Here is a 26,179-nt window from a genome sequence, read left to right as displayed (position 1 = left end):
CCAGATGGGCGCACACCCCGTCCAGCAGCTCGACCAGGTCGTCGTCGGGCGGCTGGGGACGATCGGTGGCGAAGATCAGCACGCCCAGCACGTGGCCGCCGCTGCGCACCGGCAGGGCCAAGGTGCAGCGCAGGCCGGCCTCCAGCGCGCCCGGCTTGCGGGAGAACTCGTAAGGATCGCTTGCCAGGTCGGCGATCCAGACCGGTTCCCCGCGCTCCCAGGCCAGTCCGGGCAGCGCCTTGCCGCGGGGGAAGACGACCATCTGGTCACCGGTGAAGGCCGACAGGTCCCGGCCGGGCCTGCTCCAGGAGCCGACGCGGACGATGGACACCTGGTCCTCCTCGACCTGCCAGTACTCGCCGCAGGTCCAGTCCAGTGCGTCGGTGACGGCGGCGACCACGCCGTCGGCGGCCTCCTGGGCGGAGGCGGCATCGGCCAGCATCTCGGCCGCGGCGTGCTGCGCCGCGCGCAACACCTCGGCCCGGTGGGCGGCGGTGATGTCGTCCAGGGTCACCACCGCACCCAACCGGCGCCCGTCGGGGGCGTCGATCGGCCGGCCGTTGACGCTGAACCGGCGCGCGGCGGCACCGGGCGGCCGCATGACGATCTGCTGGCCGTCGACGTGTTCGCCGGCCAGGGCCCGTGCCAGCGGCACGTGGGCGCCGCGCAGCGGCGTGCGCCCGTCGGCGTCAAGCAGCCCGAAGGCCTCACCCAGCTCCAGGACGTGCAGGCCGGGCCTTTGCTCGCGGGTCTGGCGCAACGGCTGGTTGACCACGATCATCCGGCCGTCGCTGTCGCAGGCGCCGACCCGCACGTCCAGGCTGTCCACCAGCGCCCGCCAGAACACGGGCTCGTCTTCGAGGTCGCGTCGATCCTCGTGGTGGTCGCCGATGGCGTGCAGCACCACATGGCATTGCGTCCCGTCGCGCCCGGTGCGGGCCTGCGTGACGATCTCGGCGGGGAACTCCCGCCCCGAGCGGTCGACGGCGGTCAGCTTCACCCGGTGCGCCTGCTGGGCGCGAGCGTCTTCGCCGAGCACCCGGTGCAGAAGCCGCTCGTAGTCGTCGCGCAGCCGCTCGGGGCTGATCAGCTCGCTGAGCGGCCGGCCGACGGCCTCGGCCGCCGACCGGCCGAACAGGTGCACCGCCGCACTGTTCCACGCCGTCACCGCCCCGGCGGTATCCAGGCGGGCGATCGGCTCCGGCACGCGGTCGAGCACCGCCTGCACACTCTCCTGCTGCTCGGATGGTTCGGCCCGGGCCAGCCGCACCGCGATCTCGGCTTCGGCCAGCGCGGCCAGGTCCTCCAGCGTGGCCAGCTGCTCGCTGCTCCACTGCCGGGGCTCGGCGTCGATGACGCACAGCGCGCCGAGTACCTGGCCGGGACCGGCCCGCAGCGGCATCCCGGCATATGAGGTCAGCCGCCCGTCCCCGGGGGATTCGATCCCGCGCCAGCGCGCGTCGGCGCGGGCGTCGGGCACGGTCAGCGGCGCGCCGGTGGCCACGACGTGCCGGCACAGGGACTGCGACAGGGGTGCCTGCTCGTGGCGGCCGGGTTCGTCGGGTCCGGCCGCGCTGATGACGACCTGGCGGTCGGCGTCGATCAGCGACACCATCGCCGCCGGCACGCGCAGGCATCGGACCGCCAGCCGCGTCACCCGGTCCAGCACCGGCACCTCGTCCGCCTCCAGCAGGCCGGTGGCGTGCAGCGCCCGCAGCCGCCGGGCGTCGTGAATGTGATCTGTTGCCGACACGGATCTCATCTCCCCCGAGATTTACCGCCCCGTATCCGGGTCTACCAGCCACGTTACGCAGGCCACGCACGACAGGCGGCGATCCACGGCCCTCACGCGCCCACCCGGGCTCCGCCCACCCGACCCGGCACGTTCAACGGTCACGGCGAACCCTGCCAAGCGTCCTGCCTCCAGGGGCCGGCTGGTACGCCCTCGAACGTCCGCCCGGCACGGGTCCGGTAGTCCTCGTTGGAGAGCGCGAACCTCCAGCCGTTGGGCAGGTACCGCGCCATGATGTCGGAGAAGGCGCCCTGGGTCTCGCCGCCGATCCTGAGCGGCCCCGCCTCAGTCCTGCGGGGCGTTCGAGCGCGGGGCCAGCAGGAGCCGGCAGGCGAGCCGGATGTCGCTCTCGGTGTCGGTGATGGAGGCCCGCCCGTTGAGGCTGAACTGCAGCACGCCGTACCAGCACTGCAGCAGGAGCCGGACCAGGGCGGCGTCCTGGACGGTCGGGTCGTCGATGCCGAGGACCCGCAGGATGATGCCGCCGAAGGTGCCGTCGATCCGGGCGGCGTCGGCGACCGCGGCGGCGTTGGCCGCGTTCGCCGACTGGAGCATCGCGGTCGCCAGGGCGGGCTTGCGCAGCAGCTGCCTGCTGGCGCTCACCAGCACGTCGCCGACCGCGCCCTCGGGGCTCGTTCCGGGTGCGGGCTTGGGCAGGTTCTCGCCGAACCGGTCGATCTGCTCGGCCATGACGGCGGTGAACAAGTGGGTCTTGGAGGGGAAGTACCGGTACAGCGTGCCGATCGCCACGCCCGCGGCCTTCGCCACCTCGTGCATCTGCACGCGCTCCAGGCCGTTCTCCGCCCCGATGCGCGCGGCCGCGCGGAGGATGCGCAGGTGCCGGGCGCGCTGCTCGGGCGAACTGGGCTCGGCGGGCGGCCTGACTTCGGCGATCCTCGGCACGTTCTCCCCCGGTCGTCTGCGATGCCGGATAGACAATACACACGGCCCGGGGCGGGGCCGCCAAGCCCGGATACCGGTCAGCGGGACGCCCCGGCCCCGCTTCCGGCGCGCGCCGGACCGCTCGGGCGCGACCGCCCCACCGACCGCTCAGGCTCGGCCGGTTCGCCGGACCGCTCGGACGGGACCACCGCACCGGACCGCTCAGGCGGGGTCGCGGCCGGGCCGCTCAGACGAGGTCGTCCTCGACGGTCAGGCCGAAGGCGCTCCTGCCGTACAGCGCCAGGGCCCGCTCGACGTCGTTGGCCACGTGCACGCTGCCCGCGTGGGCGTCGCGCCAGGCGCGCTCGATGGGGTTGCCGCGCCGGAGCGAGTTGCCGCCGGCCGTCTTGAACAGGATGTCCATCGCCTCCACCGCCCGCTCGGTCCCGCGGACCTGGTCCCTGCGGGCGCGCAGCCGCAGCTCCATCGGGATCGCGTCGCCCCGGACCGCGTGCCGGTACACCTCGCGCACGTTGCGGTCCGTCTGCAGGATCGCCGCGTCGATCTCCGAGGCGGCCCGCGCGACCGCCACCTGGGCGAACCGGTCCTCGGCGAACCTGCCGCCGCCGAGGCTGAGCCGTACCCGGTCGCGCATCGCGGCGAGGTAGGCGTCGTAGCAGCCCGCCACCGCGCCGATCACCGGCGCGGTGATCGCGGAGGTGAACAGCGTCGCGAACGGCATGCGGTAGAGCGGGCCGGTGTTGACCTTCTGGCCGGGGCCGCGCAGCTGGGCCTGCTCGTAGTTGCGCATCGCGCGGTGCGCGGGGACGAAGGCCCGCTCGACGGTGATGTCGTTGCTCCCGGTGCCGCGCAGGCCGATCACGTCCCAGACGTCGTGGATCCCGTAGTCGGCGCGGGGCACCAGCACGCTCATGAAGTCGACCGGCCTGCCCTCCGTGCCCACCACCGTCGCGCCCAGCACGGCCCAGGACGCGTGGTCGCAGCCGGAGGAGAAGCTCCACCGGCCGGACATCTCGTAGCCGCCCTCCACCGGGGTGAGCCGCCCCATCGGCGCGTACGACGAGGAGATCAGCGCGTCCGGGCTCCCGCCCCAGACCTCGTCCTGCGCGGCCTCGGCGAACATGCCGGCCTGCCACTGGTGCACGCCGAGCAGGGAGGCGACCCAGCCGGTGGAGCCGCACGCGCCGGAGACCTCCCGGATCACCTCGAAGAACTCCGCCGGGTCGCGCTCGGTGCCGCCGTACCGCTTGGGCTGCAGCATCCGGAAGACCCCGGCGGCGGCGAGCTCGGCGACCGTCTCCTCCGGTATCCGCCGGTTCTCGTCGGCGGACCGGGCCCGCCCGGCGATGCCCGGCAGCAGCGCGCGCACCGGCTCCAGGACCTCGTCGCTCATGGTCTGCGCTCCCCGTGTCCGCTCGTGTCCGTTCGTGTCCGCTCGTGCCCGCCCGGGCCGTCAGGTGCAGACCACGATGGTGCGCCGGGCGGCGGCGGCCCCGGTGCGGCCGTCCCGGCCACCGGGACTCCCGGCCCGTACGGCGCCGCCCCGGCCTACCGTTTCGCGGAAGGCCGGGAATCCGGGAGGGTGCGCGTCCTGAGGGGATGGGTTCAGCGTGACTGCAGCCGAGACCGAGCGGGACGGGGTCCGCACCATCGAGGCCGGCGCCGTACCCGCACGCTTCGCCCGGGGATGGCACTGCCTGGGCCTGTCCGAGCGGTTCAAGGACGGCCGGCCGCACACCGTCGACGCCTTCGGCGCCAAACTGGTGGTCTTCCGGAGCGGCGACGGCCGGCTCAACGTGCTCGACGCCTACTGCCGGCACATGGGCGGGGACCTGTCCCGCGGCACGGTCAAGGGGGACGAGATCGCCTGCCCGTTCCACGACTGGCGCTGGGGCGGCGACGGCCGCTGCAAGAAGATCCCCTACGCCCGCCGGGTCCCGCTGCGCGCCCGCACCTCGGCGTGGACCACGATGGACCAGGACGGCATGTTGTTCGTCTGGAACGACCCCGAGGGCAACCCGCCGCCGCCCGGCGTCACGATCCCCCGCATCGAGGGCGCGACGCGCGACGACTGGACCGACTGGGTCTGGCACGAGACCCTCGTCGCCGCGAACTGCCGCGAGGTCATGGACAACGTGGTCGACATGGCGCACTTCTTCTACGTGCACTACTCGTTCCCGACGTACTTCAAGAACGTCTTCGAGGGCCACGTCGCCACCCAGATCATGAAGGGCCTGAGCCGCCCGGACGCCCGGCCGCCCGCCAAGGAGGGCCGGCCGGGGATGCTCGGCAACACCTCTGTGGCGGCGTATCACGGGCCGTCCTTCATGATCGACGATCTGACCTACCACTACGAGGGCATGGACATCGACTGCGTCCTGATCAACTGCCACTATCCCGTCGACGCGGACTCCTTCGTGCTGCAGTCCGGCATCATCGTGCAGCGCAACGAGCGGCTGGGGAGCGCCGGGGCCGACGAGATGGCCGTACGGCTGGGCGCCTTCATCCTCAAGGGCTTCGAGCAGGACGTCGAGATCTGGAAGAACAAGGCCCGCGTCGACAACCCGCTGCTGTGCGAGGAGGACGGGCCGGTCTACCAGCTGCGCCGCTGGTACGAGCAGTTCTACGTGGACGCCGCCGACGTCGCGCCGGAGATGGTGGAGCGCTTCGAGTTCGAGCTGGACACCACCCGGCCGGTCGGGGCGTGGAAGAAGGAGGTCGAGGAGAACCTCGCCCGCAGGGCCGCGGCCGGAGGCGGGACCGCGTGACGGCCCGCCCGGACGAGCGGCTGCTGGACGGCCCGCCGATGAGCCCGGTGCGCTGCCGGGCGTGCGGCGCCGCGGTGCGGGCGCGCAAGGCCAGCTGGCAGCAGACCAGTATCCAGTGGAGCGCCGAGGCCGTGGAGACCTGCCTGGAACGGCGGGCCTCCGTCCCGGGCGACGGGCCGAACGGGGACCTCTTCCCCGCCTGCGAGGCGCTGCGCGAGTCGATCGTCCGGGCGGCGCTGGACGGGGAGCTCCCCGTGCCGGACGACGCCGGGGACGGATGACGCCTGGATCCGCGAACCACCCGCGCCGCCCCTCCTGCCCACCGGCTCGTCTCCGTTGGCTGCGACGAGGGGCGGAGTAACCGGTCGATGCATGTCGACTTCGGTGCGTGACCGTCACGGGTGGCGCATACCTGCCGGTGGGAGCACCTGCCCTCTGATCATGATCTCCGTTCGCCGGGACCGTGATCAGGGGAAGGGTGTGCGGGTGCGGACCGGATGGGAGCCGGACGAGCCGATCGACGCCTGGGAGCCGGCGGGTGCCGTCGTCTCGCCGTGTGCGGATTCATCGCGGTGCGCCGCCTTCCTGCGGCGGACCGGCTCGCTCCGGCTCGCCGCCTCGGCGCGGTGGGCCGGCTCGTTGCGGTGGGCCGCCGTGACGGCCAGGGCCGCCAGCAACGCGGTCATGACGGTCGTCGCCGCCAGCGCGGTCCAGGTGGCCGCGTCGGGGTGGACCAGCGACTGGCCGCGCAGCGCCTGCCAGGCGGTGATGGTGAACAGCGCGCTGTAGCCCAGGATGACGACTCCGGTGAGCCGGGCGCGTACGCGTTCGTGGCGTAGCCGGTCGATCCGGGTCGCGAGGGCGGTGAGGACCAGCACCGTGAGCACGAACACCTGGATGGAGTGCAGGCCGATGAAGTGCGGGACGCGCAGGTCTCCGCCTGTGGTGCTCCAGTTCGTGATCGGCATGCCGCCGCCGTCCGGTGCCCCGACCCCGTGTCCGCCCACCAGCGGGACCGGGTTGCCGTGGGCGTCCTCGACCGTGCGGGGCCCGGCCGACGAGGTCCATCCGGTGATGAAGGACGCCAGCGCCATGCCGAGGACGGCCAGCCCGATCCCGGCCCGCAGGGCCCAGGTGAGCGCCGCATCACCGATGCGCTGGAACAGCAGCATGACGGCGACGATCAGGCTCGCCCCGAACAGCCCGAACACACCGGTGGAGAAGATCTGCTGCCCGATCCGGTTGAACGTGTCGGTACCGGCGTTGAAGTGGCTGAAGGTGCCGCGGGCGGCCTGCACCGCGATGAAACCGACGTCGATCAGCCCGGCGACGGCGAAGACCGTTCCGACGGTCCACATCGTGCGCCGCGCCCGGCGCAGTTTCGGTATCAGCCAGGCGAGCGTCGCACCGTACATGACGAACGACGCTCCGAACTTCAGCGGCTTGGCCCAGACCGACTGCTGCAGGAGCTCGCGGCCGTCGGCGAGGAGACCGACGCTCGCGACGACGACCAGCGCGGACATGGCCGCCACCATGATCGTGAGCGGCCGGTGCCACGACCGTACTTCGGCGTACGAGACGGACAACCGGCTTCCCGTCCGGTTCATGCGGCCTCCGCCGAGCATGCCGAGGCCCCCGCGCAACGCCCTCGCCAGGCCGTCGCCTTCATCTGCCGCATGTATGCGTACGACGTATCAAATGTCATGCGTACATCGTATGAGCATGCCTTGCAGAAATCACCAAATCACCTGGAATAGGGGATAAAAAGTGCACTAGGATGGTCGACTAATGCACTAGTACATTGAAGACAAGCGCGCGACAACCGCCAAAGAATTTGGAAGGCACTCATGACCTCGTCCACACAACGTCCGGATCCGCCCTACCGGCGCATCGCCGCGGAGTTCCGGACCCGGATCCTGGCCGGCGACCTGCGGCCGGGCGATCGCGTGCCGTCCATCCGGCAGATCGCCCAGCGGTGGGGTGTCGCGGTCGCGACCGCGACCAAGGTCGTGGCGGTCCTGCGTGACGAAGGGCTGGTCGAGGCGAAGGTCGGCGCCGGCACGGTGGTCAGCGCACGCGCGAGCCGGAAGGAGCGGCCGGCCGGTCAGGCCGTGCCGCCGGCGGCGCGGCAGGCCGGCGTCCCCAAGGGCTCGTTGAACCGCAGGCACGTCCTGCGCACCGCCATCGCGATCGCCGATGCCGAAGGACTCGGCGCGGTGTCCATGCGGCGGCTCGCGGCCGAGCTCGGCACGGGCCCGATGTCGCTGTACCGGCACGTGACGGGCAAGGACGAACTGGTGACGCAGATGGCCGACGAGGTCTTCGGCGAAGCGGAGCTGCCCGTCCCGGGGCCGGAGGGATGGCGGGCCAAGCTCGAGCTGGTCGCCCGCCGGCAGTGGGAGCTGTCCCGGCGGCACCTCTGGTTGCCCAGGGCCGTCTCGTTCACCCGCCCCCTGCTGGTGCCCAACATGATGGCCCACACCGAGTGGACCCTGCGCGCACTCGACGGGCTCGGGTTGCCCGTGGAGACCCGGATCCGCGAGGCGCTCACGTTGCCCGCGCTGGTCCACACCGTGGCGCTGTCCGTGGCGGAGGAGGCCGAAGCCGAGCAGGAGACCGGCGTGACGCTCGACGGCTGGCGGCTGCTCCAGCGCAGGCGGGCCGACGAACTCCTCAGCACCGGACGGTTCCCGCTCCTGGCCGCGCTCCCCGGGGAGACGGTGTCGGACCTGGATGGGATGTTCGACCACATCCTGGCACGCCATCTCGACGGGTTCGCCGTCATGCTGGGCGAGCGATGACCCCGCGGTCCCCCGAGTCCTCCATCGGCGCCGCGGTTCCAGGGCCTGGGCGTTCTCCGTACAGAACCCGGGCGGGGGTGTCGCCTCGGATCACCCTGCGGACCGGGCCGCCGCGCGACCGGCGCGGCGGCCGAAGAACGTGCCGTCGCCCAGCGACGTCCCGCTGACGTAGCCGTCGCCGTGCAGGCCGGAAGTGGCTCGGCCCGCGGCGTACAGGCCCGGGATCGGCCGCCCGGACTGGTCCAGCACGGCCCCGTCGGGGGTGGTGTGCAGCCCGCCCAGGGTGAACCCGGCCACACCTGTGTCCCTCCGGCCGCCCGCGCCGAACCCCAGCCGCGGGTCGACCGCCGCGAAGGGCGGCCGGAGCGGCCGCAGCCACCTGCGGTCCTTGTGGAAGTAGGGGTCCTCGCCCCGCTCCGCGTGCCGGTTGTAGACCCCGACCGTCGTCTCCAGCGCCCCGACGGGCACGCCGAGCGACTCCTCCAGCTCCGCGAGCGTCTCGGCGGCGAACGCCGGGCGCACGCCCCACAGGTCCCGCCGGGGGACGTCCTCGTAGCCCTCCTCGTCGACGACCACCCAGTACGGTCCCGGCTGGTGCAGCACGGCGGCGGCGCTGAACACGCCCGGGTAGACGTCCTCGTTGACGAAGCGCTGCCCGAGCCCGTTGACCAGCAGGCCGCGCACGGCCAGCGCGGGCAGGGCGGTCAGCGCGATCTGCACGGCGGACATGCGGCGGGTGGCGGCGCCGAGCGCCGCCGCCATGCGGATGCCGCCGCCGTCGTCGAGGCCGTCGCTGACCTTGCCATGCCCCAGCAGCACCGGGGCGTGCAGGGCGAGCATCTCCTCGGAGTCGACGAAGCCGCCGGTGGTCAGCACCACCGCCCGGTGCGCGCGGTAGGCCGCCCGCTCGCCGTACCGGCGGGCCAGCACGCCCGCCACCCGGCCGCCCTCGCCGACGACGAGGTTGGTCGCCAGGGTGTCGGCGTGGTCGGCGGCCCCGGCCTCCCGGGCGGCCGCGACCAGCTTCTCCATGAGGAGCCAGCCGCCGAACGACTCGGTCGCGGGCCGGTGCCCACGCGGGGCGGGCCGGGCGACCGTGTTGTACGGCCAGGCGTTCTCGCCCAGCCACATCAGCCCGTCCGCCGTCGGCGGCACCCAGCTCGGCGCGTCGAACAACCCCTCGTTGAAGGTGAGCCCGCGCTCGCACAGCCATCGGAAGTGCTCGACGCTCCCGTCGCAGTACAGCCGGATCTTCTCGGTGTCGGCATGCGGGCCGAGCGCCGCGACCAGGTAGGCGAACATGTCGCCGGGGGTGTCGTCGAAGCCGCAGGCCTTCTGCAGCGCCGTACCGCCGCCGAGGTAGATCTCGCCGCCGGACAGCGCCGAGGAGCCGCCGGGCCCGCCGGCGCGCTCCAGCACGGTGACGCGGGCCCCGGCGGCCGCGGCCTCGTAGGCCGCGGCCGCGCCCGCGCAGCCGAAACCGATGACGAGCACGTCGCACTCGTGGTCCCAGGCGCCGACCGAACCGGCCCGGACCGGCTCCACCGGCGGCACGGCGCTCATGCGCGCGGGGTGAAGGCCGCCAGCGGCTCGGAGCCGGACCAGTCGTGGCCCCAGTAGCTGTCCGCGGTGATCTCCTCGGCGGTGTAGTGCGTCTCGTCGACGAGCAGGCCGCCGGTGCCGTACTCGATGTCCCAGCCGCCCGGCGCGCGCACGTAGAAGGAGATCATCTTGTCGTTGGTGTGCCGGCCCAGCGTGGAGGAGACGGAGAATCCCAGCCGGTTGACGTTGTCCAGCGCCCGTCCCACGGCGTCGAGGCCGTCGACCTCGACCATGAGGTGCACCAGGCCCGGTTCCTCCCCGTGCGGGGCGGGGCAGACCGCGAGGCTGTGGTGGCGCCGGTTGACGCCCATGAAGCGCACCCGCGGACCCTTCCCCCCGCCGACCCGCATGGCGCCGCGCGGCAGGAAACCGAGCACCTCGGCGTAGAAGGAGACCGTCTCGTCCGCACGGGTGGAGGGGATGACCACGTGGCCCATGCCCTGCTCGCCGGTGACGAACCGCTGGCCCATCCCGGTGAGCACCGGGGCGTGGTCGAGGACGGGGCCGAAGAAGACCTCGACCGGGGTGCCCGCCGGGTCGTCGAACGCGATCACCTGCTCGGCGCCGCGCTCGGCGGACTCCCGCGCCGAGAGGACCTTGACCGCCGTGCCCGACGCCTCGACCGCGCGGCCGACCGCGGCCAGCGCGAACTGGTCGCGGACCTCCCAGCCGACGGCCAGCACCCGGTCGGTCTCGCCAGGCAGCACGACGAGCCGCGACCGGCGCTCGTCCATGCGCAGGTAGAGGCCGTCCGGGTCCGGCCCGGCGCCCTCGGCGAAGCCGAGACCGTCGATCACCAGTTCGCGCCAGCGTGCGAGGTCGCGTGTCCGGACCTTCAGGTAGCCGAGCCCGCGGATCTGCGTCATCTCATCACTCCGAGTTCGTCCGTCGGGGGTACTAGATCATCGAGCGCAGCGGGCCCGGCGGGGGCTCGATGCCCAGGTCGGTCAGGGCGGCGGCGTGGAAGACCGCGCCGGGTACGTGGATGGCGTGGGCCAGGCCCATGTGCGCGTCGCGCCAGAAGCGCTGGACGGGGTTGTCCGCGCGCATCGCGTTGCCTCCGGAGCGGGCCATGATCTCGTCGACCGCGCGTACGGCGCGCCAGGCCGCCTGGACCTGGATCCGCCGGCCGGCCGCGCGCTCGGCGAAGGAGACCTCCCGCCCGGCGGCGACGGCGTCGTACATCCGCGACACGTTGTCGAGCAGCGCGCACCGGGAGGCCGCGATCTCCCCGGCCGCCTCGCTGATCGCGTAGAGCACGTACGGGTCGTCCCGGACCTTCGTGCCGGTGATCTGCACCCGGCCCCGCTGGTAGGCGAGGTGGCAGGCGAGCGCGCCCTCGGCGATGCCGACGACGGCGGCGGTGATGCCGAGCGGGAACGCGCAGGAGAACGGGACGTGGTAGGTCGGGCTGGTCAACCCGGCCTCCCTGGGCGCGCTCCCGTCGATGACCTTGGAGAACGGGATGACCCGGTAGTCCGGGACGAACGCGCCGGAGACGACGACGTCCTTGCTCCCGGTGCCGCGCAGGCCGACCACGTCCCAGGAGTCCGGCACGATCTCGTAGTCCGCGCGCGGCAGGATCAGGTGGAGCGAGACGGGCGGCTGGACCGGCCTGCCCTCGGCGTCGCCGAGCAGGCCGCCCAGGAAGATCCAGTCGCAGTGGTCGGTGCCGGAGGAGAACTGCCAGCGGCCGTTGAGGACGTAGCCGCCGTCGACCGGCCGGGCGACGCCCATCGGCGCGTACGGCGAGGCGATCCAGGTGTCCCGGTCCTCCCCCCAGACCTCCTCCTGCACCCGGGGGTCGGCGAAGGCCATCTCCCACGGGTGCACCCCGACGATGCCCGCGACCCAGCCGGTCGAGCCGTCGAGCGCGGCGACGCCCATCACCGTCTCGGCGAACTCCCTGGGGTGGGACTCCAAGCCGCCGTGCGCGGCGGGCTGGAGCATGCGGATCACGCCGGCGTCCCGCAGCGCCTTGGCGGCCTGGTCGTCCAGCCTGCCGAGGGCCTCGCCGGCGACGCCGAGCGCGGAGATCTCCTCGGCGCGCTCCGTGATGGCGTCGAGCACGTGGTTGGTCATTGCGGTCCTCACTTCTCCGCGAGGGCGACGGCGATCTCGATGAGCTGGTCCTCCTGGCCGCCGACGAGGTTGCGGCGCCCCGCCTCCAGGAGGATCTCGGTGCCGGAGACCCCGTACCTGGCGGCCTGCCGGTCGGCGTGCTTGAGGAAGCTGGAGTAGACGCCGGCGTAGCCCATGGTGAGCGAGAGCCGGTCGAGCAGGCACTCGCCGTCCATGACCGGGCGGACGACGTCCTCCGCTGCGTCGATGATCTTCGGGACGTCGATGCCGGTCCGGATGCCCAGCTTCTCGGCGACGGCGGCGAACGCCTCGACGGGGGTGTTGCCCGCTCCCGCGCCGAAGCGGCGCGTCGAGCCGTCGATTTGGACGGCTCCGGACCGGACGGCGATGACGGAGTTGGCGACGCCGAGCCCGAGGTTCTCGTGGCCGTGGAAGCCGACCTGGGCGTCGGAGCCGAGCTCGGCCACCAGGGCGGCGACCCGGTCGCCGGTCTGCTCCAGGATCAGCGCGCCGGCGGAGTCGACGACGTACACGCACTGGCAGCCGGCGTCGGCCATGATCCTCGCCTGCTTCGCGAGGACCTCCGGCGGGCGGCTGTGCGCCATCATCAGGAAGCCGACGGTCTCCAGGCCCAGGTCCCGGGCCAGGCCGAAGTGCTGGACGGAGATGTCGGCCTCCGTGCAGTGGGTGGCGATCCGGCAGACGGCGGCGCCGTTCCCGGCGGCCTCCCGGATGTCGTCCAGGACGCCGAGGCCGGGCAGCATCAGGAAGGCGATCCTCGCCCGTTCCGCGGTCTCCACCGCGGCCCTGATCAGCTCCTGCTCGGGGGTGAGGCTGAACCCGTAGTTGAACGACGAGCCGCCGAGGCCGTCGCCGTGGGAGACCTCGATGACCGGCACCCCGGCGGCGTCGAGGGCGCCGACGACGGCGCGGACGTCCCCGACGGTGAACCGGTGCTGCTTGGCGTGCGAGCCGTCGCGCAGCGACGAGTCGGTGACCCGGACGTCGAGGTCGGCGCTGTAGGGCATGGGCGGATCTCCTTGGGATTCAGGCGGTGGCCCGCCGGGCGAGGACGCGCCGCGCGAAGCCCTCGCCGACCCGGGTGGCGGCGGCGGTCATGATGTCGAGGTTGCCGGAGTACGGCGGGAGGTAGTCGCCCGCGCCCTCCACCTCCAGGAAGACCGCGACGCGGGCGAGCCCGCCGCCCACCGGCGCGGGCCCGTCGAACTGGGGCGGGGACCCGCCGCCCACCGGCGCGGGATCGTCGAACTGGGGCGCGGCGCGCAGCCGGTAGCCGGGCACGTAGGACGCCACCTCGGCGGTGACCTCCTTGATCGAGGCGGTGATCGCCTCGCGGTCGGCGTCGGCCGGGATCGCGCAGAACACCGTGTCCCTCATGATCATCGGCGGCTCGGCGGGGTTGAGGATGATGATCGCCTTGCCGCGCGCGGCGCCCCCGATCCGCTCGATGCCGTGGCGGGTGGCGATCGTGAACTCGTCGATGTTCGCCCGCGTTCCCGGGCCGGCCGACGGGGAGGCGACGCTGGCGACGATCTCGGCGTAGGCCACCTCGGTCACCCGGGAGACGGCGTGCACGATCGGGATGGTGGCCTGTCCCCCGCAGGTGACCAGGCTGACGTTGGGCGCGTCCAGGTGGGCGCCGAGGTTGACCGCGGGCACGACCGCGGGCCCGAGCGCGGCGGGGGTCAGGTCCACGGCCCGGATGCCGAGCGCCTCGTAGCGGGGGGCGTTCTCCCGGTGCACGCGGGCGGAGGTGGCCTCGAAGACGAGGTCGGGCCGCTCCCGCCGGGAGAGCAGCCGGTCGACGCCCTCGGCGGAGGCGTCCAGCCCTTCGGCGGCGGCCCGCTTCAGGCCCGGGCTCCCGGGGTCGATCCCGACCATCCAGCGGGGTTCGATCGACTCGGAGCGGAGCAGCTTGTACATCAGGTCGGTCCCGATGTTCCCCGATCCGACGATCGCGGCGGTCGCCTTGCTCAAGGTCTCGTCCCCTCATTCGAATCGGGCGGTCACGGAGCCGAGCCCGGCGAACTCGGCGCGGAAGGCGTCGCCGGGGTGCACGTCCACGGCCCGGGCGCAGGAGCCGGGCAGGATCAGGTGCCCGGCTTCGAGCTTCACCCCGAAGGAGGCGACCTTCCCGGCCAGCCAGGCCACGGCGGTGGTGGGGTTCCCCAGGACCGCCGAGGTGTCGCCGCGCGCGACCTCGGCGCCCCCGCGGTACAGCACGGCCTCGATCCCGGCCGGGTCCAGCTCGCCGGGGCGGACCCGGGCGGCGCCCAGGACGACGCCCGCCGAGGAGGCGTTGTCGGCGACCGTGTCGGCCAGGCCGATCCGCCAGTCCCTGATGCGGCTGTCGATCAGCTCGATGCTCGGCACGATGTACTCGGTGGCGGCGAGCACGTCGGCCTCGGTGCAGCCCTCGCCGGGCAGGCTCGCGCCGAGCACGTAGCCGATCTCGACCTCGACGCGCGGGTGGCAGTACGCCCCCGCCGGGATCGGGACGTCCTCGGCGAGCACCATGTCGTCGAGCAGGTGGCCGTAGTCGGGTTCGCCGACGCCCATCATCCGCTGCATGACCTCGGACGACAGGCCCACCTTGTGCCCGCGCACCCGGGCCCCGCCGGCGAGCCTGCGGCGGATGTTGAGCAGCTGGATCTCGTAGGCGTCGACGACGTCGATGCCGGGGAAGGCGGAGGTCAGCGGCTCGATCGGCGCCCGGTCCCGCTGGGCCGCCCGCAGCAGGGCGGCCGCGGACGCGCGTTCCGCCGGATCCAGCATCGCAGCCTCCTGGCGTCGGGGTTCGCGCCGCACCCGGACCGGCGGCGCCCGGGCCGGCCGGGGCGTTCCCGTCCCGGTCCCTCCCGTCCGGATCAAAGGTCCCAGCGGCGCGCCGCCCGCGGCGGTCCCCTCCCGCTCAGTGGGAGGGCACCGGGGCGGTCCGGCCGGTCAGGCGTCGTAGGTGACCTTGAGGCGTTCGCTGACCGGGACCGCCTGGCAGGCGAGGATGAGTCCGTCGGCCAGGTCGCGGTCGTCGAGGACCTGGTTGCGCTCCATCTCGACCTCTCCCTCGACGAGCACGCAGGCGCACGCGCTGCAGGACCCCTCGCGGCAGGAGTACGGCGCGTCCAGCCCCGCGTCGAGGAGCACGTCGAGCAGGCGCGCGCCGCGGGGCCAGGCCACGGTCCGCGTCCGGCCGTCCAGTTCGACCTCGACCTCGACCTCCGCGGCCTCCGCCGTACGGGCCGGTCCGGCGGGGCCGGCGGATCCGGGAGCGGGCACGGCGACCGGGGAGGAGGCCTCGGTGAGGCCGGACACGAGGGCGTCGGACACGGGGGCAGCGGACGCAGGAACACCGAGTGCGGGGGCAGCGGGCGCGGGGGCACCTGGTGCGGGGGCGCCGGGCGCGGGCCGGGCGGTGAACGGGTCGGCGGTGAGCGAGGTGAAGCGTTCGGTGCGCACCCGCTCGGGCGGCACGCCGAGGCCGGTGAGGGCCTCGACCGCGAGGTCCATGAACGGCCCGGGACCGCAGACGAACGCCTCCCGCCCGGCGTACGGCCCGGCCACCGCCGCCAGCCCCGCCGCGGTGGGCAGGCCCTGCACCGACTCCAGCCAGTGCAGTACGGCCAGCCGGCCGGCGTGCTCCCGGGCCAGGGCGGCCAGTTCCTCCCGGAAGATCACCGAGTTCTCGTCCCGGTTGGCGTAGACGAGGACGGCCGACCCGGTCCCGGCGTGCAGGCAGGACTTGAGGATCGACATGACCGGTGTGATGCCGCTCCCGGCCGCCAGCAGCAGGAGGTCGCCGTCGAGCGTGCGGGGGGTGAAGGCGCCGGAGGGCCGCAGCACCTCCAGGACGTCGCCCTCGGTGACGTGGTCGCAGATCCAGTTCGACCCGTGACCGCCGGGGACCCGCTTGACGGTCACCTTGAGCTTCTCGTCGCAGGCCGGGGAACTGCAGAGCGAGTAGCAGCGCGCTGTACCGCCCTCGCGGCCGGTGGGGATCCGGATCGTGAGGAACTGCCCGGGCCGGTAGCCGAACCGGCCGCGGTCGCCGTCGGCGGGTTCGAGCACCAGCGAGTGCGCGTCCGCGGTCTCGCGGATGACCTCGACGACACGCACCCTGAGCGGTCCGGGCTGCGCCATGGTCGTCCTCCTCGGGTCTCGGGATCCGGCCCGCCGTCTCCGGGCTCACCACTTCCGGGCCACCGCCTCCGGGTTCACCGCCTCCGCCCTCCGGCCGGTCCGGGCCCGCACGGGCCGTCAGGCCGGCCCGGACCGGCCGGGGTCCCCGCCGGCGCGGGCCCGCCCCGCGACGTGCCCGGCCGCGATGTACCCGAAGACGATCGAGGGTCCGATCGTGGCGCCGGGACCGGCGTACTCGTTGCCCATCACCGAGGCCGAGACGTTGCCGGTGGCGTACAGGCCCTCGATCACCGACCCGTCCGCGCGCAGCACCCGGCTGTGCTCGTCGCAGACCAGTCCGCCCTTGGTGCCGAGGTCTCCGGCCTCGATGCGGACCGCGTAGTACGGCGGGCGGTCGATCACGTCGAGGTTCGGGTTCTTCAGCGTGGGGTCGCCGTAGTAGCGGTCGTGGGCGCTCTCCCCCCGCCCGAAGTCGGCGTCCCGGCCGGCGCGGGCGAAGCCGTTGAAGCGCTCGACGGTCTCGGTCAGGGCGTCCGGGGGCACGCCGATCCGCTTGGCCAGCTCGGCGACCGTGCCGGCCCGGTGCACCACGCCCGCGTCGTAGAACGCCTGCGGGATCGGCGCGCCGGGCAGGATCTGCGCGAACGGGTAGCGGGCGCGGGCCTTGGCGTCCATCACGAACCACGCCGGGACGTGGCCGCCCGAGAGCTGGTCGTGGACGAAGTTCACGTACGGCGCGGACTCGTTGGCGAACCTCCGCCCGTCCGCCGCGACGATGATCGACCGCGGGATGCAGCGTTCGGAGACCAGCGGGATGGCCGCGCCCGCGGGGTGCCGGACCGCCGGCATCCACCAGGCGTCGTCCATCAGGTCGAGCGCGGCGCCGGCCCGCTCCCCCGCCAGGATGCCGTCGCCGGTGTTCTCCCTGGCGCCCATGCTGAAGTCGGCCCGGCCGCCCTCCGGCAGGTACTTCGCACGCAGTGCGGGGTTGTGGTCGAAGCCGCCGGTGGCCAGCAGCACGCCGTACCGGCCGCGCAGCCGCAGGGTGCGGCCCTCGCGCTCGACGACGACGCCGGTGACGGCGCCGTGTCCGTCGACGACGAGGTCGGTCATGGACGTCTTCAGCCAGAGCGGGACCCCGGCGTCCTTGAGCGCCATGCGCAGCCGCGCGACGAGCGCGCGCCCGCCGGTCGCCATGTGGCGGCGGCGGACCAGGTTGGAGGCGACCCGCCAGGCGGCCACGAGCGTGGCGCGCCGCCCGCGCCAGGTGCGCCTGGCCATCGCCAGGTCGTGGTAGTCCTTCGCGGTGATCCACAGGCCCAGCGGGCCCTTCAGGCTGTTGGGGCGCTGGTGCCTCTCGTCGGGCCCCAGCCTGCGGGTGTCGAACGGCAGCGCCTCGACGGACCGGCCCAGCGCGCGGCCCCCCTCCAGCTCGGGATGGTAGTCGGCGTACCCCTTTGTCCAGGAGAAGCGCATCCACCTGCTCCGGCAGAGCAGCTCCATCGCGGCCGGGCCGTGGTCGACGTAGGCGTCGAGCCGCGCGGCGGGCACCCGCCCGGCGGTGAGCAGGTCGAGGTAGCGGCGGACCGCCTCGCGGCTGTCGTGCTGCCCCCTGGCGCGCAGCACGGGGTTGCCGGGGATCCAGATGCCGCCGCCGGAGATGGCGGTGCTGCCGCCGTATCGCGAGCCCTTCTCGACGATCAGGGGCTCCAGGCCCTCGGCTGCGGCGGTGAGCGCGGCCGTCATCCCGCCGCCCCCGCTGCCGACGACGACGAGGTCGAACTCGGCGTCCCACTCCTGCTCGCTCACGCTCTGCCCGCTCCGCTCACTCACGTGCCCTCCTCCGTCGGCCGCGTGCGCGACGCCGCTGCATCTCTGGCTCGCTCGCTCACACGCCCTCCTTGCGGGTCAGGAAGGCCAGTACGGCGCTCTCCCAGGCCGCCCGCTGCTCGATCATCACCCAGTGCCCGCAGTCCGGGAAGACGTGCAGCTCGGCACCGGGGATCACCCGCATCGGCACCAACGCCATGTCGAGGGGACTGACCCGGTCATCGCGGCCCCAGGTGATCAGCGTCGGAGCCTTGATCCGGTGCAGCATCGCCCAGTACGGCGGGGCGCCCGATCGCGCGGCGGCGGCACGGGCGGCGAGCGCCGCCCTGCCGTACATCCGGCGGGAGGCGGCGAGCGTGTCCGGGTCGGTGGCCTGCGCCCAGCGCTCCTCGACCATCTCCTCGGTGACCAGGGCCGGGTCGTAGACCATGGAGTGCAGCCAGCGCACGAGCGCCTCGCGGGTGGGGTGTTCGACGAACTCCGTGAGCAGCCTGATGCCCTCGCCGGGGCCTGGACTGAACAGGTTCACGCCCAGTCCTCCGATGGTGACCAGGCGGCGCACCCGGGCGGGGTCGGAGATCGCCACCTGGGCGCCCACGATCCCGCCCATGGAGTTGCCGATCACGTCGGCCTGCTCGATCCCGAGGCCGTCGAGGAGGCGGAGCGCCGCGCCGGGAGCGGCGGCCATGGGGTGGCCGCCGGTGGGCTCGCTGACGCCGAAGCCGGGGAACTCCAGCACCAGGCAGCGGAAGCGCTCGGCGAGGGCGGCCAGATTGCCGCGGTAGTTCCGCCAGCCGGTGACGCCGGGACCTGATCCGTGCAGCAGCAGCAGGGGCGGGCCGTCACCGGCCTCGTGGTAGCGCAGTACTCCCTCGTCGGTCACGAGTTCACGCAGCGTCGACTCGTGACTCGGTTCGCGGCCCGGCTCACGGCCCGACTCGTGACTCGGCTCGCGGCCCGCCTCGTAACCCGACCCGTGACTCGGCTCGCGGCTCCGCTCGTGGCTCGGCTCGCGGCTCGGCTCGCGGCTCGGCTCGCGGCTCGGCTCGTGACTCGGTTCGTGGCTCGGCTCGTGGCTCGGCTCCGTGCTCATCATCCGCCTCGGTCACCGGGAAGCGGCCGGCGGGGGTGTCGGCCTCGCAGGAACGTAACCGGGGCCGCCGTCCGGTCGCGGCGGCGGTCCCGGCCAGCGGGACCGCCTCCGTACCCGGGGGTCCGGCGTCGCACCGGCCGGGATCCCCGAGCCTTCCGCTCAACGGGACCGCCCCGCGCGGGTACGGCGCCGCGCGGCCTACGTTCTTCCGGTACGGTCGCCCGCCGTACCGGGAGACATGAGGTGAGCCATGACAGCCGAGCCCGTGACGCGCACGGCAGACGCCGGCGACCCGGTCGGCACGACCGCCACCACCCCGCCCACCCCGCTGGAGATGCGGCGCGCGATGGGAGCGTTCGCCACCGGGGTCACGGTGGTCACCGGGGTCGACGGCGGCGAGGCGGTGGGCTTCGCCTGCCAGGCGTTCGCCTCGGTCTCGCTCGAACCGCCGCTCGTGCTGTTCTGCGCCGGCCACGGCGGCCGCACCTGGCCGAGGATCCGCGACTCCGGGCGGTTCTGCGTGAACGTGCTGGGCGAGGACCAGGTCGATCTGTGCGGCCGGTTCGGCTCCGGAACGGGCAGGAAGTACGACGGGCTCGACTGGGACCTGTCCCGGTGGGGCACCCCGGCCCTGCGCGGTGTGCTGCTGCGGGTGCACGCCGAGGTGTCCGACGTGCACGCCGCCGGTGACCACGACGTGGTGATCGGCAGGGTCCTGGAGGTCGAGGCGGGCACCGGGCAGCGACCGCTGATCTTCTTCCGGGGGCGGTTCGGCGTCGACGCCCGGGAGCCGCAGGCGCGGACCGCGGAGGCGGCGGGCGCGCCGGTCCTGTGGGGGTGGGGAGACCGCTGGGGCTGAGGACGAACCGGGCCCGGAGCAGGTCGAGGACCTCGTCGGCGAGACGTTCCTGGCCGCCTTCGCCCGCCGCGGAACCTACGACCTGGCCTGTCCGGACGCCCGGTCCCGGCCCTTCGGCATCCTCACCGAGCTCACATCCCGCCGGCACCGCACCGAGGCGGCCCGCTACCGGGCGCCGTTGCGAGCACCCGTGGACGGCCACGAGGACCCACACGCCGACCGGGCGCCCGCCGGGCACCGGGTCAGGCGATGACTCCGCCGTAGAGCCAGACGCCCGATTCCTCATCGGGAAAGGGCTCGTACAGAACCTGCTGATCCTTGAAGAGGATCACGCACGCGGTGCCGGCCTTCTCGGTCCCGGCCGACAAGAACGTCAGTCCGTCCAGCGGTCCGCCCAGCAAGGTCACCGGTCTCCGTTCCTGCATGGCTTCTCCCTTCGGGTCTCACCCCGCCCTGCCCCGCGAGCCTCCCCGTCCGCCTGGGTTGATCTTCATTTTCGGTTCGTCACATCGAGGCATTACCAACGATCACGGGGCAGGTGGGGCCCGGCCCGGCGCGGGCCCGTCGGAAACGGCCTTCCCGGCTCCGCGCCGCCGGCCCGTGGGAGCCGGTCAGGGGATGCCGGCCGGCGGGACTCTTCACCGGCGGCATGGCGGGAGCACACGCCCCCCGCCACAGGAGAGGACCGGCCGCTTCGACCGGCTCCCCGTCGTCTCTCCGCCCGCGGCGGCGTCAGAACCAGTCGCCCTCCTGACCGGTGGCCAGGAGCCGGTTCACGGTCTCCGCGGACCACGTCCGGTCCGGGACCACCGCCATCAGCCGGGCCCGCCGAGGAGCCTCCGCAGCCGGGAAGAGCGCCTCCGAGACCTGCCGCGCGGCGCAGGCCACCAGCGGGGCGACCTTCTCCAGCGGGGTCCGCGCGTCCCCCACCAGGGAGATCGCCGCCACCGGCCCCTCGGGGCCGCGGATCGCCGCCGCCGTGCAGGCGATGTCGGGGAAGCACTCCCCCCGTTCGAAGGCCAGCCCCCGGCGCTGCCGTACCCGGTTCAGCTCCTGGTGCAGGATGCCGATCTCGCCGATGGTGCGGCCGGTCAGCCGGCCGATGGCGCCGATCCGGACGTCGACCTCCTCGGGCTCGAGCCAGGCGAGCATCGCCTTGCCCAGCGCGGTCGAGTGGGCCGGGGCCCGGCCGCCGACCCGGGAGGGGACCGAGGCGGCGAACCGCCCGCCCACCTTGTCGAGGTAGAAGACCTCCGCCCCGTCGAGGACCGCCAGGTGCACCACGAGACCGGTTCTGAGCTGCAGGTCGTGCAGGAGCGGCGCGGCCGCCTCCCGGACCTCGCCGTGGCCGTCGCCGCCACCGAGCCCGAGTGCGCGCGGCCCCAGGCCGTAGCCGGAGGAGGTGTGCTCGATCCAGCCGAGGCGGACCAGCTGGTCGAGGATCCGGTGCGCCGTCGAGCGCGGCAGGTGCGTACGGCGGGCCACGTCCTCCAGGGTCAGCCGGGTGGAGCGGCCGGTGAACGCGTCCATGATCAGGGTCATCCGCTCGACCATCGACGGCGGCAGGTCGCGCCGGGCGGGCGCCGTCGGCTCCGGCTCGGGGGTGAGAGCGGTCATCGAGCCCTCCGGTCCAAAACTGAAATGAATTCTCATCTCGGAATGTAGCAACGGGACACCGGGCGTGGAAGATCCGGGACCGGCCGGATCTCCCCACGTACGCGCTCCGGTGCGCAGGACGCGGCGAGCGGGCCGCGGGCCGCAGTGAACGGGCCGCCGCCCGGCCGCCGCCGCGCGGGGCCCGTGGCCCTCACCGGCGGGGCTTGCCGGTCCGGGGCTTGTCGGTGAGCTGCTTCTCCGCGACCTGGAGCAGGTCGTCCGCGGTCATCCCGGCCGTCCGCTCCGCCCGGCTCAGCGTGTCGGCCGCGTCGCAGACCTCCGCACTCGCGTGCACCGGGCCGCACGCGGTCAGGATCGCCCAGGCGGCCAGCGGCAGGACGAGGGTGTTGCCCAGGACGCGGAGGACGATGGCGAGAGTGGCGATGAAGGTCATGGCGGTGATCCCCTGTGTGCCCCTTGGAGAAGTGCGGGCCGTCCGGCCCTCTTCCTCCAGTAGGCCCGCCGGGAGTGGCGGCCGGAGTGCGCGTGGGGTGCGGAACGGTTGCCGCCGTCGGGAAGTCCTCAGTTCCGCCGCCGTGCGGCCGATGACCGCCCTCTCCCGGACGGCCGGCACTTCTCCAAGGGGGCGCACCGCGGGATCCCGTACGGCGGCCCCGCCTGTCGCCCGCGGCCCCGCCGCGGTGGTAGACCCCCCGTCAGCACCCGGTGCGGGTGTGCGGACCCTGCCAGCCGGGGACGTCGCGCCAGTCGCTGGACACGACGGTCGCCCCCAGGCAGCCCAGCGTCCGGGTCCTGGCCAGTGCCTGGTCCGCGGGCGGGCTCACCGGGTCCAGCGCGGGCGCGACCTCGTGGGCGGAGGTGACCGCGGTGAAGTAGTCGCCGTAGAACGCCCGCCGCTCGGCGGGCAGCCCGGCGAAGGACGCGGCGCTCCCGTCGAAGACGACGAACCAGGGCCGCAGGGACTCCTCGTACCCCTGGCGCGGGTCGGTGGCGCCGTACCCTCCCCTGGGGACCGGGAAGACCTGGGCGTCGGCGGGATGGTCCCGCAGGTGCCGGGCGTACTCCAGCTCGGTGGGCAGGCTGTCGTTCTCCGCGGTGCCCCGGATCACGTAGACCAGGATCCTGCCGCGGTGGTCGGCGGGCCAGGCCCCGGCGCGCGCGGCGTCGTCCGGGGTGGCGTGGCCGCCCATCAGGTCGGCCGGGGTGAGCATCGCGTCGCCGAAGCGCTCCCGCAGGACGGCGTCGAGCTCGTCGGGCCCCCGGCCCCGGTTGTCGTGGAACCCGTCCTTCATCTCCAGCTTGACGACCAGGAGCTCGTGCCCCGGGTTCGCCTCGTGCCAGGCTCTGATGTTGTCCAGGCAGTGCGTGAACTGCTGGTTGCGCGCCGAGTCGCGCAGTTGGCCGGCCGTCGCGCCCCGCTCGCAGTTGTTGTCGCTCCAGAAGGGGTTGGAGTGGCTGACGGTCCACTGGCCGAAGAAGGTCCACAGATCGATCTCGATCATCCGGTTCCCGGCGTCGAGCGCGTCGATCAGATAGGGATAGGCCGCCCTCTCGTAGGCGTTGTGCACCCCGCCGAAGGTCAGGTCCGTCAGGGCGGGCTCGGCCGCGCGGGCGGGACCGCCGCAGACGGCGGCGACCATCGAGGCGGTCAGGGCGGCGGTGACGGCGATGCGGGAGGGGAAACGCACGGATGCCTCCGGGAGGGTCGGAAGGCGGTCCCCGCGGCGCCGTCGGACGTGTCAGGCCGATCTTGACCAGGATCCGCGCGCTCCGCAAGACCCGTTCCCGCGACTCGACGGGGAGTCCGCGCCATGCCGGGCCCGGGCTTCCGGGCCCGGCATGGCTCAGGTCAGGACCTCCGGACCGGTCAGCTCAGGTCCGAGCATTTCCTCGCGTCCGGATCCGCGGCCGCCTTCGGCACCCAGCGGACGTTGGCGAACGACGCGGAGAAGGCGCCTTCGGTGTAGACGAGGAAGGGCGTGTTGACGTTCTCCAGGTCGAGACCCCCCGCCGCGAAGCAGGAGACGGGGATCTTGACCGTCGACTTCGTCCCCGCGGGCAGCCCCGCGAAGAGGGAGGTCGCCACGACCTCCGCCAGGCACGGGTAGACGCAGTGGGTGCTGATGACGGTCCTGGCGGCCGGCGCCTGGTGCACGACCGTGTCGAAGACCAGCGCGGCGTCGGAGTTGAGGTAGCCGCGCAGGTCGGTGCCGCCCGCCGGGTTCTGCAGGTAGATCTGCGCGGGGCCGGTCCCGGTCCAGGTCGCCTTCAGGCCGTCCTGCTGCACGTTGACGTCGGACTGCACGACGTTGATCTCGGCGTGCGCCGCCTGGCCGTCGGGGCCGATCTCGGTGCCGCCCCAGTTCTCCGCCGAGCCGATGAAGCTCTTGTACGGCGCGACGTCGGTCCGGTTGAAGATCTCCAGGTCCTCGCTCGCCTCACCGCCGCCGCCCGTGGAGCCGCAGCCGAACTCCGGCGCGGTCTCGTCGAGGGTGCCGATGGAGCTCGCCTGGCCGGAGCGCAGGCCGTACCCGAGCGGGAAGAGCGGGTCGTACCCCTCGTCACCGGCGTTGAGCGGCGTCTGGCAGGCCGTCTTCGGCCAGGAGTACGGCAGCCTGCCGGTGTAGCCCTGGTGGTGGCGGCCCCGGACCAGCAGGTCGGCGACGCCGCCGCCCTCGGTGCCCGGCAGCCACGCGACGACGAAGGCGTCGGAGCGGTTGAGCTCCTTGTTGACCCAGAGCGGGCGGCCGGTGACGTAGACGGTGACCACCGGGGCGCCCTTGCCCTTGACCTTGTCGAGCACGGCCAGGTCACCGGGGTAGATCTTGGCCGCCTCCAGCGAGCGTCGCGCGAGGTCGCCGACGCCCTCGGCGTACGGCGTCTCGCCGATCACCGCGATGACCGCGTCGAACGCCGCGGGGTCCACGCCGTCGGCCGTCTCGCTGAACGTGACGTTCGCCTCGCCCAGCGCCTCCTTCAGGCCGCCGAGGATCGTGGTGCCGTTCGGGAAGTCGGCGTTGGTGTTGCCGGTGCCCTGCCAGGTGAGGCTCCAGCCGCCGGTCTGGTTCTGCAGGCTGTCGGCGCTCTTGCCGACCACGAGGACCTTGGAGTTCCTGGCCAGCGGGAGCACCTTGCCGTTGTTCTTCAGCAGGACCTGCGACTTGCGCACGGCCTCCCGGGCCAGCCGCCGGTCCTCCAGCGCGCCGGCCGAGCCGGCGTGGGCGCGCTTGGAGGGCTTGCGGCCGTCGAGCACGCCGGCGCGCAGCTTCACCCGCAGGATGCGGGTGACCGCGTCGTCGATGCGGGCCATCGGGATCTCGCCGCTCTCGACCTGGGCGATCGTGTTGGCGATGAACGCCTTCCAGTCGTTGGGGACCATGACTACGTCGATGCCCGCGTTGATCGCCTGGGGGCAGCTGGCGTTGGTGCACCCGGCGACCTGGCCGATGCCGTTCCAGTCGGAGACGACGACGCCGTCGAAGCCCATCTTCCCCTTGAGGATGTCGCTCAGCGCGCGCTTGCTGCCGTGCAGCTTGCCCTCGCTGATGCCGAGCTCCTCGTTCGTCCAGCTGTTGAACGAGACCATCACGGTCTGGGAGCCGGCCGCGAGCGCGCCGTAGTAGCCCTGGCCGTGCATGTTGATCATCTCGGCCTCGGACGAGGGGTTGATCCCCTGGTCGACGCCCTTGACGGTGCCGCCGTCGCCGATGAAGTGCTTGGCGGTGGCGATGACGCCGCTGGAGCCGATGCGGAGCGGGTGGCCGCCCTGCAGGCCCTTGACGGCCTCGTAGCCGTAGGCGCGGACGATCCGGGGGTCCTCGGAGAAGCCCTCGTAGGTGCGGCCCCACCGGTCGTCGCGGACAACGGCGAGCGTGGGGGCGAAGGCCCAGTCCTGGCCGGTGGCGCGGATCTGCCTGGCCGTCGCCGCGCCGATGTCCCGGATGAGGCACGGGTCCTGCGCGGCGCCCAGGCCGACGTTGTGGGGGAAGATCGTCGCACCGTAGACGTTGTTGTTGCCGTGCACGGCGTCGATGCCCCAGATGACGGGGATCTTCGTCCGGGTGGCCACCGAGGCGTCCCAGTAGGCGTCGGCGAGGTCGAGCCAGGCCTTCGGCGCGGCGTGCTTGTCGCGGCCGGGCCAGGAGCCGCCGCCGTTGAGCACCGAGCCGATGGCGTACTGCCCGACCTCCTCCGGGGTGATCGCCGCGATCTCCGGCTGGGTCATCTGGCCGACCTTCTCGGCCAGGGTCATGCCGGAGACGATCTTCGCGATCCGCCTCTCGTCCAGCGGGTTCCGCTTGATCCGGCTGTCGATCCTGGGCCAGTCGGAGAGGGCTGGCAGGCTCTTCTCGATGCGGGCGCAGCCGCGGAGGTCGAGAGAGGGCTTTCCGATCACCGGCTGTCGGCCGCCCGCGGACTCGGCGCCCGCGCTCGGCATCCCGGTGACTCCGGAGGCCAGGACCGCGAGGCCCGCCAGTACGGCGAGCCTGCTCCTCCTGGCGCCCGGTCGGGCGGAAGGTGTGGTCATCGAGGGTCCGTTCTCGAGGCGCTGCGGAAGGGCGTGGCGGCTCCCCCGTGATCCGCACTGCGCAGATCCTGACGCCGTGACACCGGTCCCGTCAATAGTTTCCTGAGAGCGCTCTCTGAAAATAGAGGCGTGTTCTCCGTCGAGAC

Annotated in this window: 22 protein-coding genes; 4 read left to right on the top strand and 18 right to left on the bottom strand. The window is 73.4% G+C overall.

Annotated elements, in window-relative coordinates:
• From IEZ07_RS24490 to hsaA, 3 genes are all read right to left on the bottom strand, one after another.
• On the bottom strand, positions 1-1,753 hold a 1,753-nt coding region (locus IEZ07_RS24490; RefSeq protein ID WP_191896879.1), incomplete at its 3' end, for a GAF domain-containing protein.
• A gap of 324 nt (positions 1,754-2,077) precedes the next feature.
• Positions 2,078-2,695 carry a TetR/AcrR family transcriptional regulator gene (locus tag IEZ07_RS24485; RefSeq protein WP_191896878.1) on the bottom strand — a complete coding sequence of 206 codons (618 nt, stop codon included), beginning with the start codon at positions 2,693-2,695 and terminating at the stop codon, positions 2,078-2,080.
• A gap of 226 nt (positions 2,696-2,921) precedes the next feature.
• Positions 2,922-4,088, bottom strand: coding sequence for a 3-hydroxy-9,10-secoandrosta-1,3,5(10)-triene-9,17-dione monooxygenase oxygenase subunit (hsaA, locus tag IEZ07_RS24480; protein WP_191896877.1), 1,167 nt, complete (start codon positions 4,086-4,088; stop codon positions 2,922-2,924).
• Between the two features lie 217 nt (positions 4,089-4,305).
• On the opposite strand from hsaA, the gene IEZ07_RS24475 reads away from it, so the two are divergent.
• Positions 4,306-5,463: a 3-ketosteroid-9-alpha-monooxygenase, oxygenase component gene (locus IEZ07_RS24475; protein ID WP_191896876.1), complete on the top strand. Its 1,158-nt coding sequence runs from the start codon at positions 4,306-4,308 to the stop codon at positions 5,461-5,463.
• Positions 5,460-5,744, top strand: coding sequence for a ferredoxin (locus IEZ07_RS24470; protein WP_191896875.1), 285 nt, complete (start codon positions 5,460-5,462; stop codon positions 5,742-5,744). The genes IEZ07_RS24475 and IEZ07_RS24470 overlap by 4 nt, the downstream gene beginning before the upstream one ends.
• Positions 5,745-5,930: 186 nt before the next feature.
• On the opposite strand, the gene IEZ07_RS24465 is transcribed toward IEZ07_RS24470, so the two are convergent.
• On the bottom strand, positions 5,931-7,070 hold the full coding sequence (locus IEZ07_RS24465; protein ID WP_191896874.1) for a hypothetical protein: 1,140 nt from the start codon (positions 7,068-7,070) through the stop codon (positions 5,931-5,933).
• Between the two features lie 240 nt (positions 7,071-7,310).
• Here IEZ07_RS24465 and IEZ07_RS24460 point away from each other — a divergent pair, with 240 nt between their 5' ends.
• Entirely contained in the window at positions 7,311-8,264 is a 954-nt protein-coding gene (locus tag IEZ07_RS24460) for a TetR/AcrR family transcriptional regulator C-terminal domain-containing protein (RefSeq protein WP_191896873.1), read from the top strand.
• A gap of 90 nt (positions 8,265-8,354) precedes the next feature.
• On the opposite strand, the gene IEZ07_RS24455 is transcribed toward IEZ07_RS24460, so the two are convergent.
• The 9 genes from IEZ07_RS24455 to IEZ07_RS24415 form a co-directional block, all read right to left on the bottom strand.
• On the bottom strand, positions 8,355-9,827 hold the full coding sequence (locus IEZ07_RS24455; RefSeq protein ID WP_191896872.1) for an FAD-dependent oxidoreductase: 1,473 nt from the start codon (positions 9,825-9,827) through the stop codon (positions 8,355-8,357).
• The gene (locus tag IEZ07_RS24450; RefSeq protein WP_191896871.1) at positions 9,824-10,732 is read right to left on the bottom strand and encodes a VOC family protein; all 909 of its coding nucleotides are present in this window, start codon (positions 10,730-10,732) and stop codon (positions 9,824-9,826) included. The genes IEZ07_RS24455 and IEZ07_RS24450 overlap by 4 nt, the downstream gene beginning before the upstream one ends.
• A 31-nt stretch (positions 10,733-10,763) precedes the next feature.
• Positions 10,764-11,948, bottom strand: a complete 1,185-nt coding sequence (locus IEZ07_RS24445; protein WP_191896870.1) for an acyl-CoA dehydrogenase family protein — start codon at positions 11,946-11,948, stop codon at positions 10,764-10,766.
• A gap of 8 nt (positions 11,949-11,956) precedes the next feature.
• On the bottom strand, positions 11,957-12,976 hold the full coding sequence (gene dmpG / locus IEZ07_RS24440; RefSeq protein WP_191896869.1) for a 4-hydroxy-2-oxovalerate aldolase: 1,020 nt from the start codon (positions 12,974-12,976) through the stop codon (positions 11,957-11,959).
• A 19-nt stretch (positions 12,977-12,995) separates the two neighbouring features.
• Positions 12,996-13,946, bottom strand: coding sequence for an acetaldehyde dehydrogenase (acetylating) (locus IEZ07_RS24435; protein WP_191896868.1), 951 nt, complete (start codon positions 13,944-13,946; stop codon positions 12,996-12,998).
• A 12-nt stretch (positions 13,947-13,958) separates the two neighbouring features.
• Positions 13,959-14,744: a 2-keto-4-pentenoate hydratase gene (locus tag IEZ07_RS24430; RefSeq protein ID WP_191896867.1), complete on the bottom strand. Its 786-nt coding sequence runs from the start codon at positions 14,742-14,744 to the stop codon at positions 13,959-13,961.
• A 168-nt stretch (positions 14,745-14,912) separates the two neighbouring features.
• Complete coding sequence (locus IEZ07_RS24425) at positions 14,913-16,106, bottom strand: ferredoxin--NADP reductase (RefSeq protein ID WP_191896866.1); 1,194 nt, start codon at positions 16,104-16,106, stop codon at positions 14,913-14,915.
• 117 nt (positions 16,107-16,223) lie between these two features.
• The gene (locus tag IEZ07_RS24420) at positions 16,224-17,939 is read right to left on the bottom strand and encodes an FAD-binding protein (protein ID WP_191896865.1); all 1,716 of its coding nucleotides are present in this window, start codon (positions 17,937-17,939) and stop codon (positions 16,224-16,226) included.
• 55 nt (positions 17,940-17,994) lie between these two features.
• Positions 17,995-19,029: an alpha/beta fold hydrolase gene (locus IEZ07_RS24415; protein WP_239320376.1), complete on the bottom strand. Its 1,035-nt coding sequence runs from the start codon at positions 19,027-19,029 to the stop codon at positions 17,995-17,997.
• Positions 19,030-19,279: 250 nt separating this feature from the next.
• Between IEZ07_RS24415 and IEZ07_RS24410 the strand changes: the two genes are divergently transcribed.
• Positions 19,280-19,888 (top strand): flavin reductase family protein, encoded by a 609-nt coding sequence (locus IEZ07_RS24410; RefSeq protein WP_204054525.1) that lies wholly within the window; start codon positions 19,280-19,282, stop codon positions 19,886-19,888.
• 242 nt (positions 19,889-20,130) lie between these two features.
• On the opposite strand, the gene IEZ07_RS24405 is transcribed toward IEZ07_RS24410, so the two are convergent.
• From IEZ07_RS24405 to IEZ07_RS24385, 5 genes are all read right to left on the bottom strand, one after another.
• Positions 20,131-20,295 carry a hypothetical protein gene (locus tag IEZ07_RS24405; RefSeq protein ID WP_191896864.1) on the bottom strand — a complete coding sequence of 55 codons (165 nt, stop codon included), beginning with the start codon at positions 20,293-20,295 and terminating at the stop codon, positions 20,131-20,133.
• A 325-nt stretch (positions 20,296-20,620) separates the two neighbouring features.
• Positions 20,621-21,505 carry an IclR family transcriptional regulator gene (locus IEZ07_RS24400; protein WP_204054524.1) on the bottom strand — a complete coding sequence of 295 codons (885 nt, stop codon included), beginning with the start codon at positions 21,503-21,505 and terminating at the stop codon, positions 20,621-20,623.
• A 190-nt stretch (positions 21,506-21,695) separates the two neighbouring features.
• Complete coding sequence (locus IEZ07_RS24395; protein ID WP_191896863.1) at positions 21,696-21,938, bottom strand: hypothetical protein; 243 nt, start codon at positions 21,936-21,938, stop codon at positions 21,696-21,698.
• A 262-nt stretch (positions 21,939-22,200) separates the two neighbouring features.
• A complete protein-coding gene (locus tag IEZ07_RS24390) occupies positions 22,201-23,193 on the bottom strand; it encodes a Ca2+-dependent phosphoinositide-specific phospholipase C (protein ID WP_191896862.1) in 993 nt (330 codons plus the stop codon).
• Between the two features lie 179 nt (positions 23,194-23,372).
• A complete protein-coding gene (locus tag IEZ07_RS24385; protein WP_191896861.1) occupies positions 23,373-26,033 on the bottom strand; it encodes a glycoside hydrolase family 3 protein in 2,661 nt (886 codons plus the stop codon).
• Positions 26,034-26,179: the final 146 nt, after the last annotated feature.

The sequence above is a fragment of the Planomonospora parontospora genome (assembly GCA_014647935.1).
Taxonomy (GTDB): domain Bacteria; phylum Actinomycetota; class Actinomycetes; order Streptosporangiales; family Streptosporangiaceae; genus Planomonospora; species Planomonospora parontospora.
The sequence above is the reverse complement of the archived record's forward strand: the minus strand, read 5'-3'. Positions and strand labels throughout refer to the sequence as shown.

Coding starts and splice junctions, on each gene's coding strand:
- IEZ07_RS24415 (WP_239320376.1), bottom strand. CDS start 19,029: ATGAGCACGGAGCCGAGCCACGAGCCGAGCCACGAACCGAGTCACGAG.
- IEZ07_RS24450 (WP_191896871.1), bottom strand. CDS start 10,732: ATGACGCAGATCCGCGGGCTCGGCTACCTGAAGGTCCGGACACGCGAC.
- dmpG (WP_191896869.1), bottom strand. CDS start 12,976: ATGCCCTACAGCGCCGACCTCGACGTCCGGGTCACCGACTCGTCGCTG.
- IEZ07_RS24425 (WP_191896866.1), bottom strand. CDS start 16,106: ATGGCGCAGCCCGGACCGCTCAGGGTGCGTGTCGTCGAGGTCATCCGC.
- IEZ07_RS24430 (WP_191896867.1), bottom strand. CDS start 14,744: ATGCTGGATCCGGCGGAACGCGCGTCCGCGGCCGCCCTGCTGCGGGCG.
- IEZ07_RS24395 (WP_191896863.1), bottom strand. CDS start 21,938: ATGACCTTCATCGCCACTCTCGCCATCGTCCTCCGCGTCCTGGGCAAC.
- IEZ07_RS24385 (WP_191896861.1), bottom strand. CDS start 26,033: ATGACCACACCTTCCGCCCGACCGGGCGCCAGGAGGAGCAGGCTCGCC.
- IEZ07_RS24465 (WP_191896874.1), bottom strand. CDS start 7,070: ATGAACCGGACGGGAAGCCGGTTGTCCGTCTCGTACGCCGAAGTACGG.
- IEZ07_RS24410 (WP_204054525.1), top strand. CDS start 19,280: ATGACAGCCGAGCCCGTGACGCGCACGGCAGACGCCGGCGACCCGGTC.
- IEZ07_RS24460 (WP_191896873.1), top strand. CDS start 7,311: ATGACCTCGTCCACACAACGTCCGGATCCGCCCTACCGGCGCATCGCC.
- IEZ07_RS24445 (WP_191896870.1), bottom strand. CDS start 11,948: ATGACCAACCACGTGCTCGACGCCATCACGGAGCGCGCCGAGGAGATC.
- hsaA (WP_191896877.1), bottom strand. CDS start 4,088: ATGAGCGACGAGGTCCTGGAGCCGGTGCGCGCGCTGCTGCCGGGCATC.
- IEZ07_RS24455 (WP_191896872.1), bottom strand. CDS start 9,827: ATGAGCGCCGTGCCGCCGGTGGAGCCGGTCCGGGCCGGTTCGGTCGGC.
- IEZ07_RS24400 (WP_204054524.1), bottom strand. CDS start 21,505: ATGACCGCTCTCACCCCCGAGCCGGAGCCGACGGCGCCCGCCCGGCGC.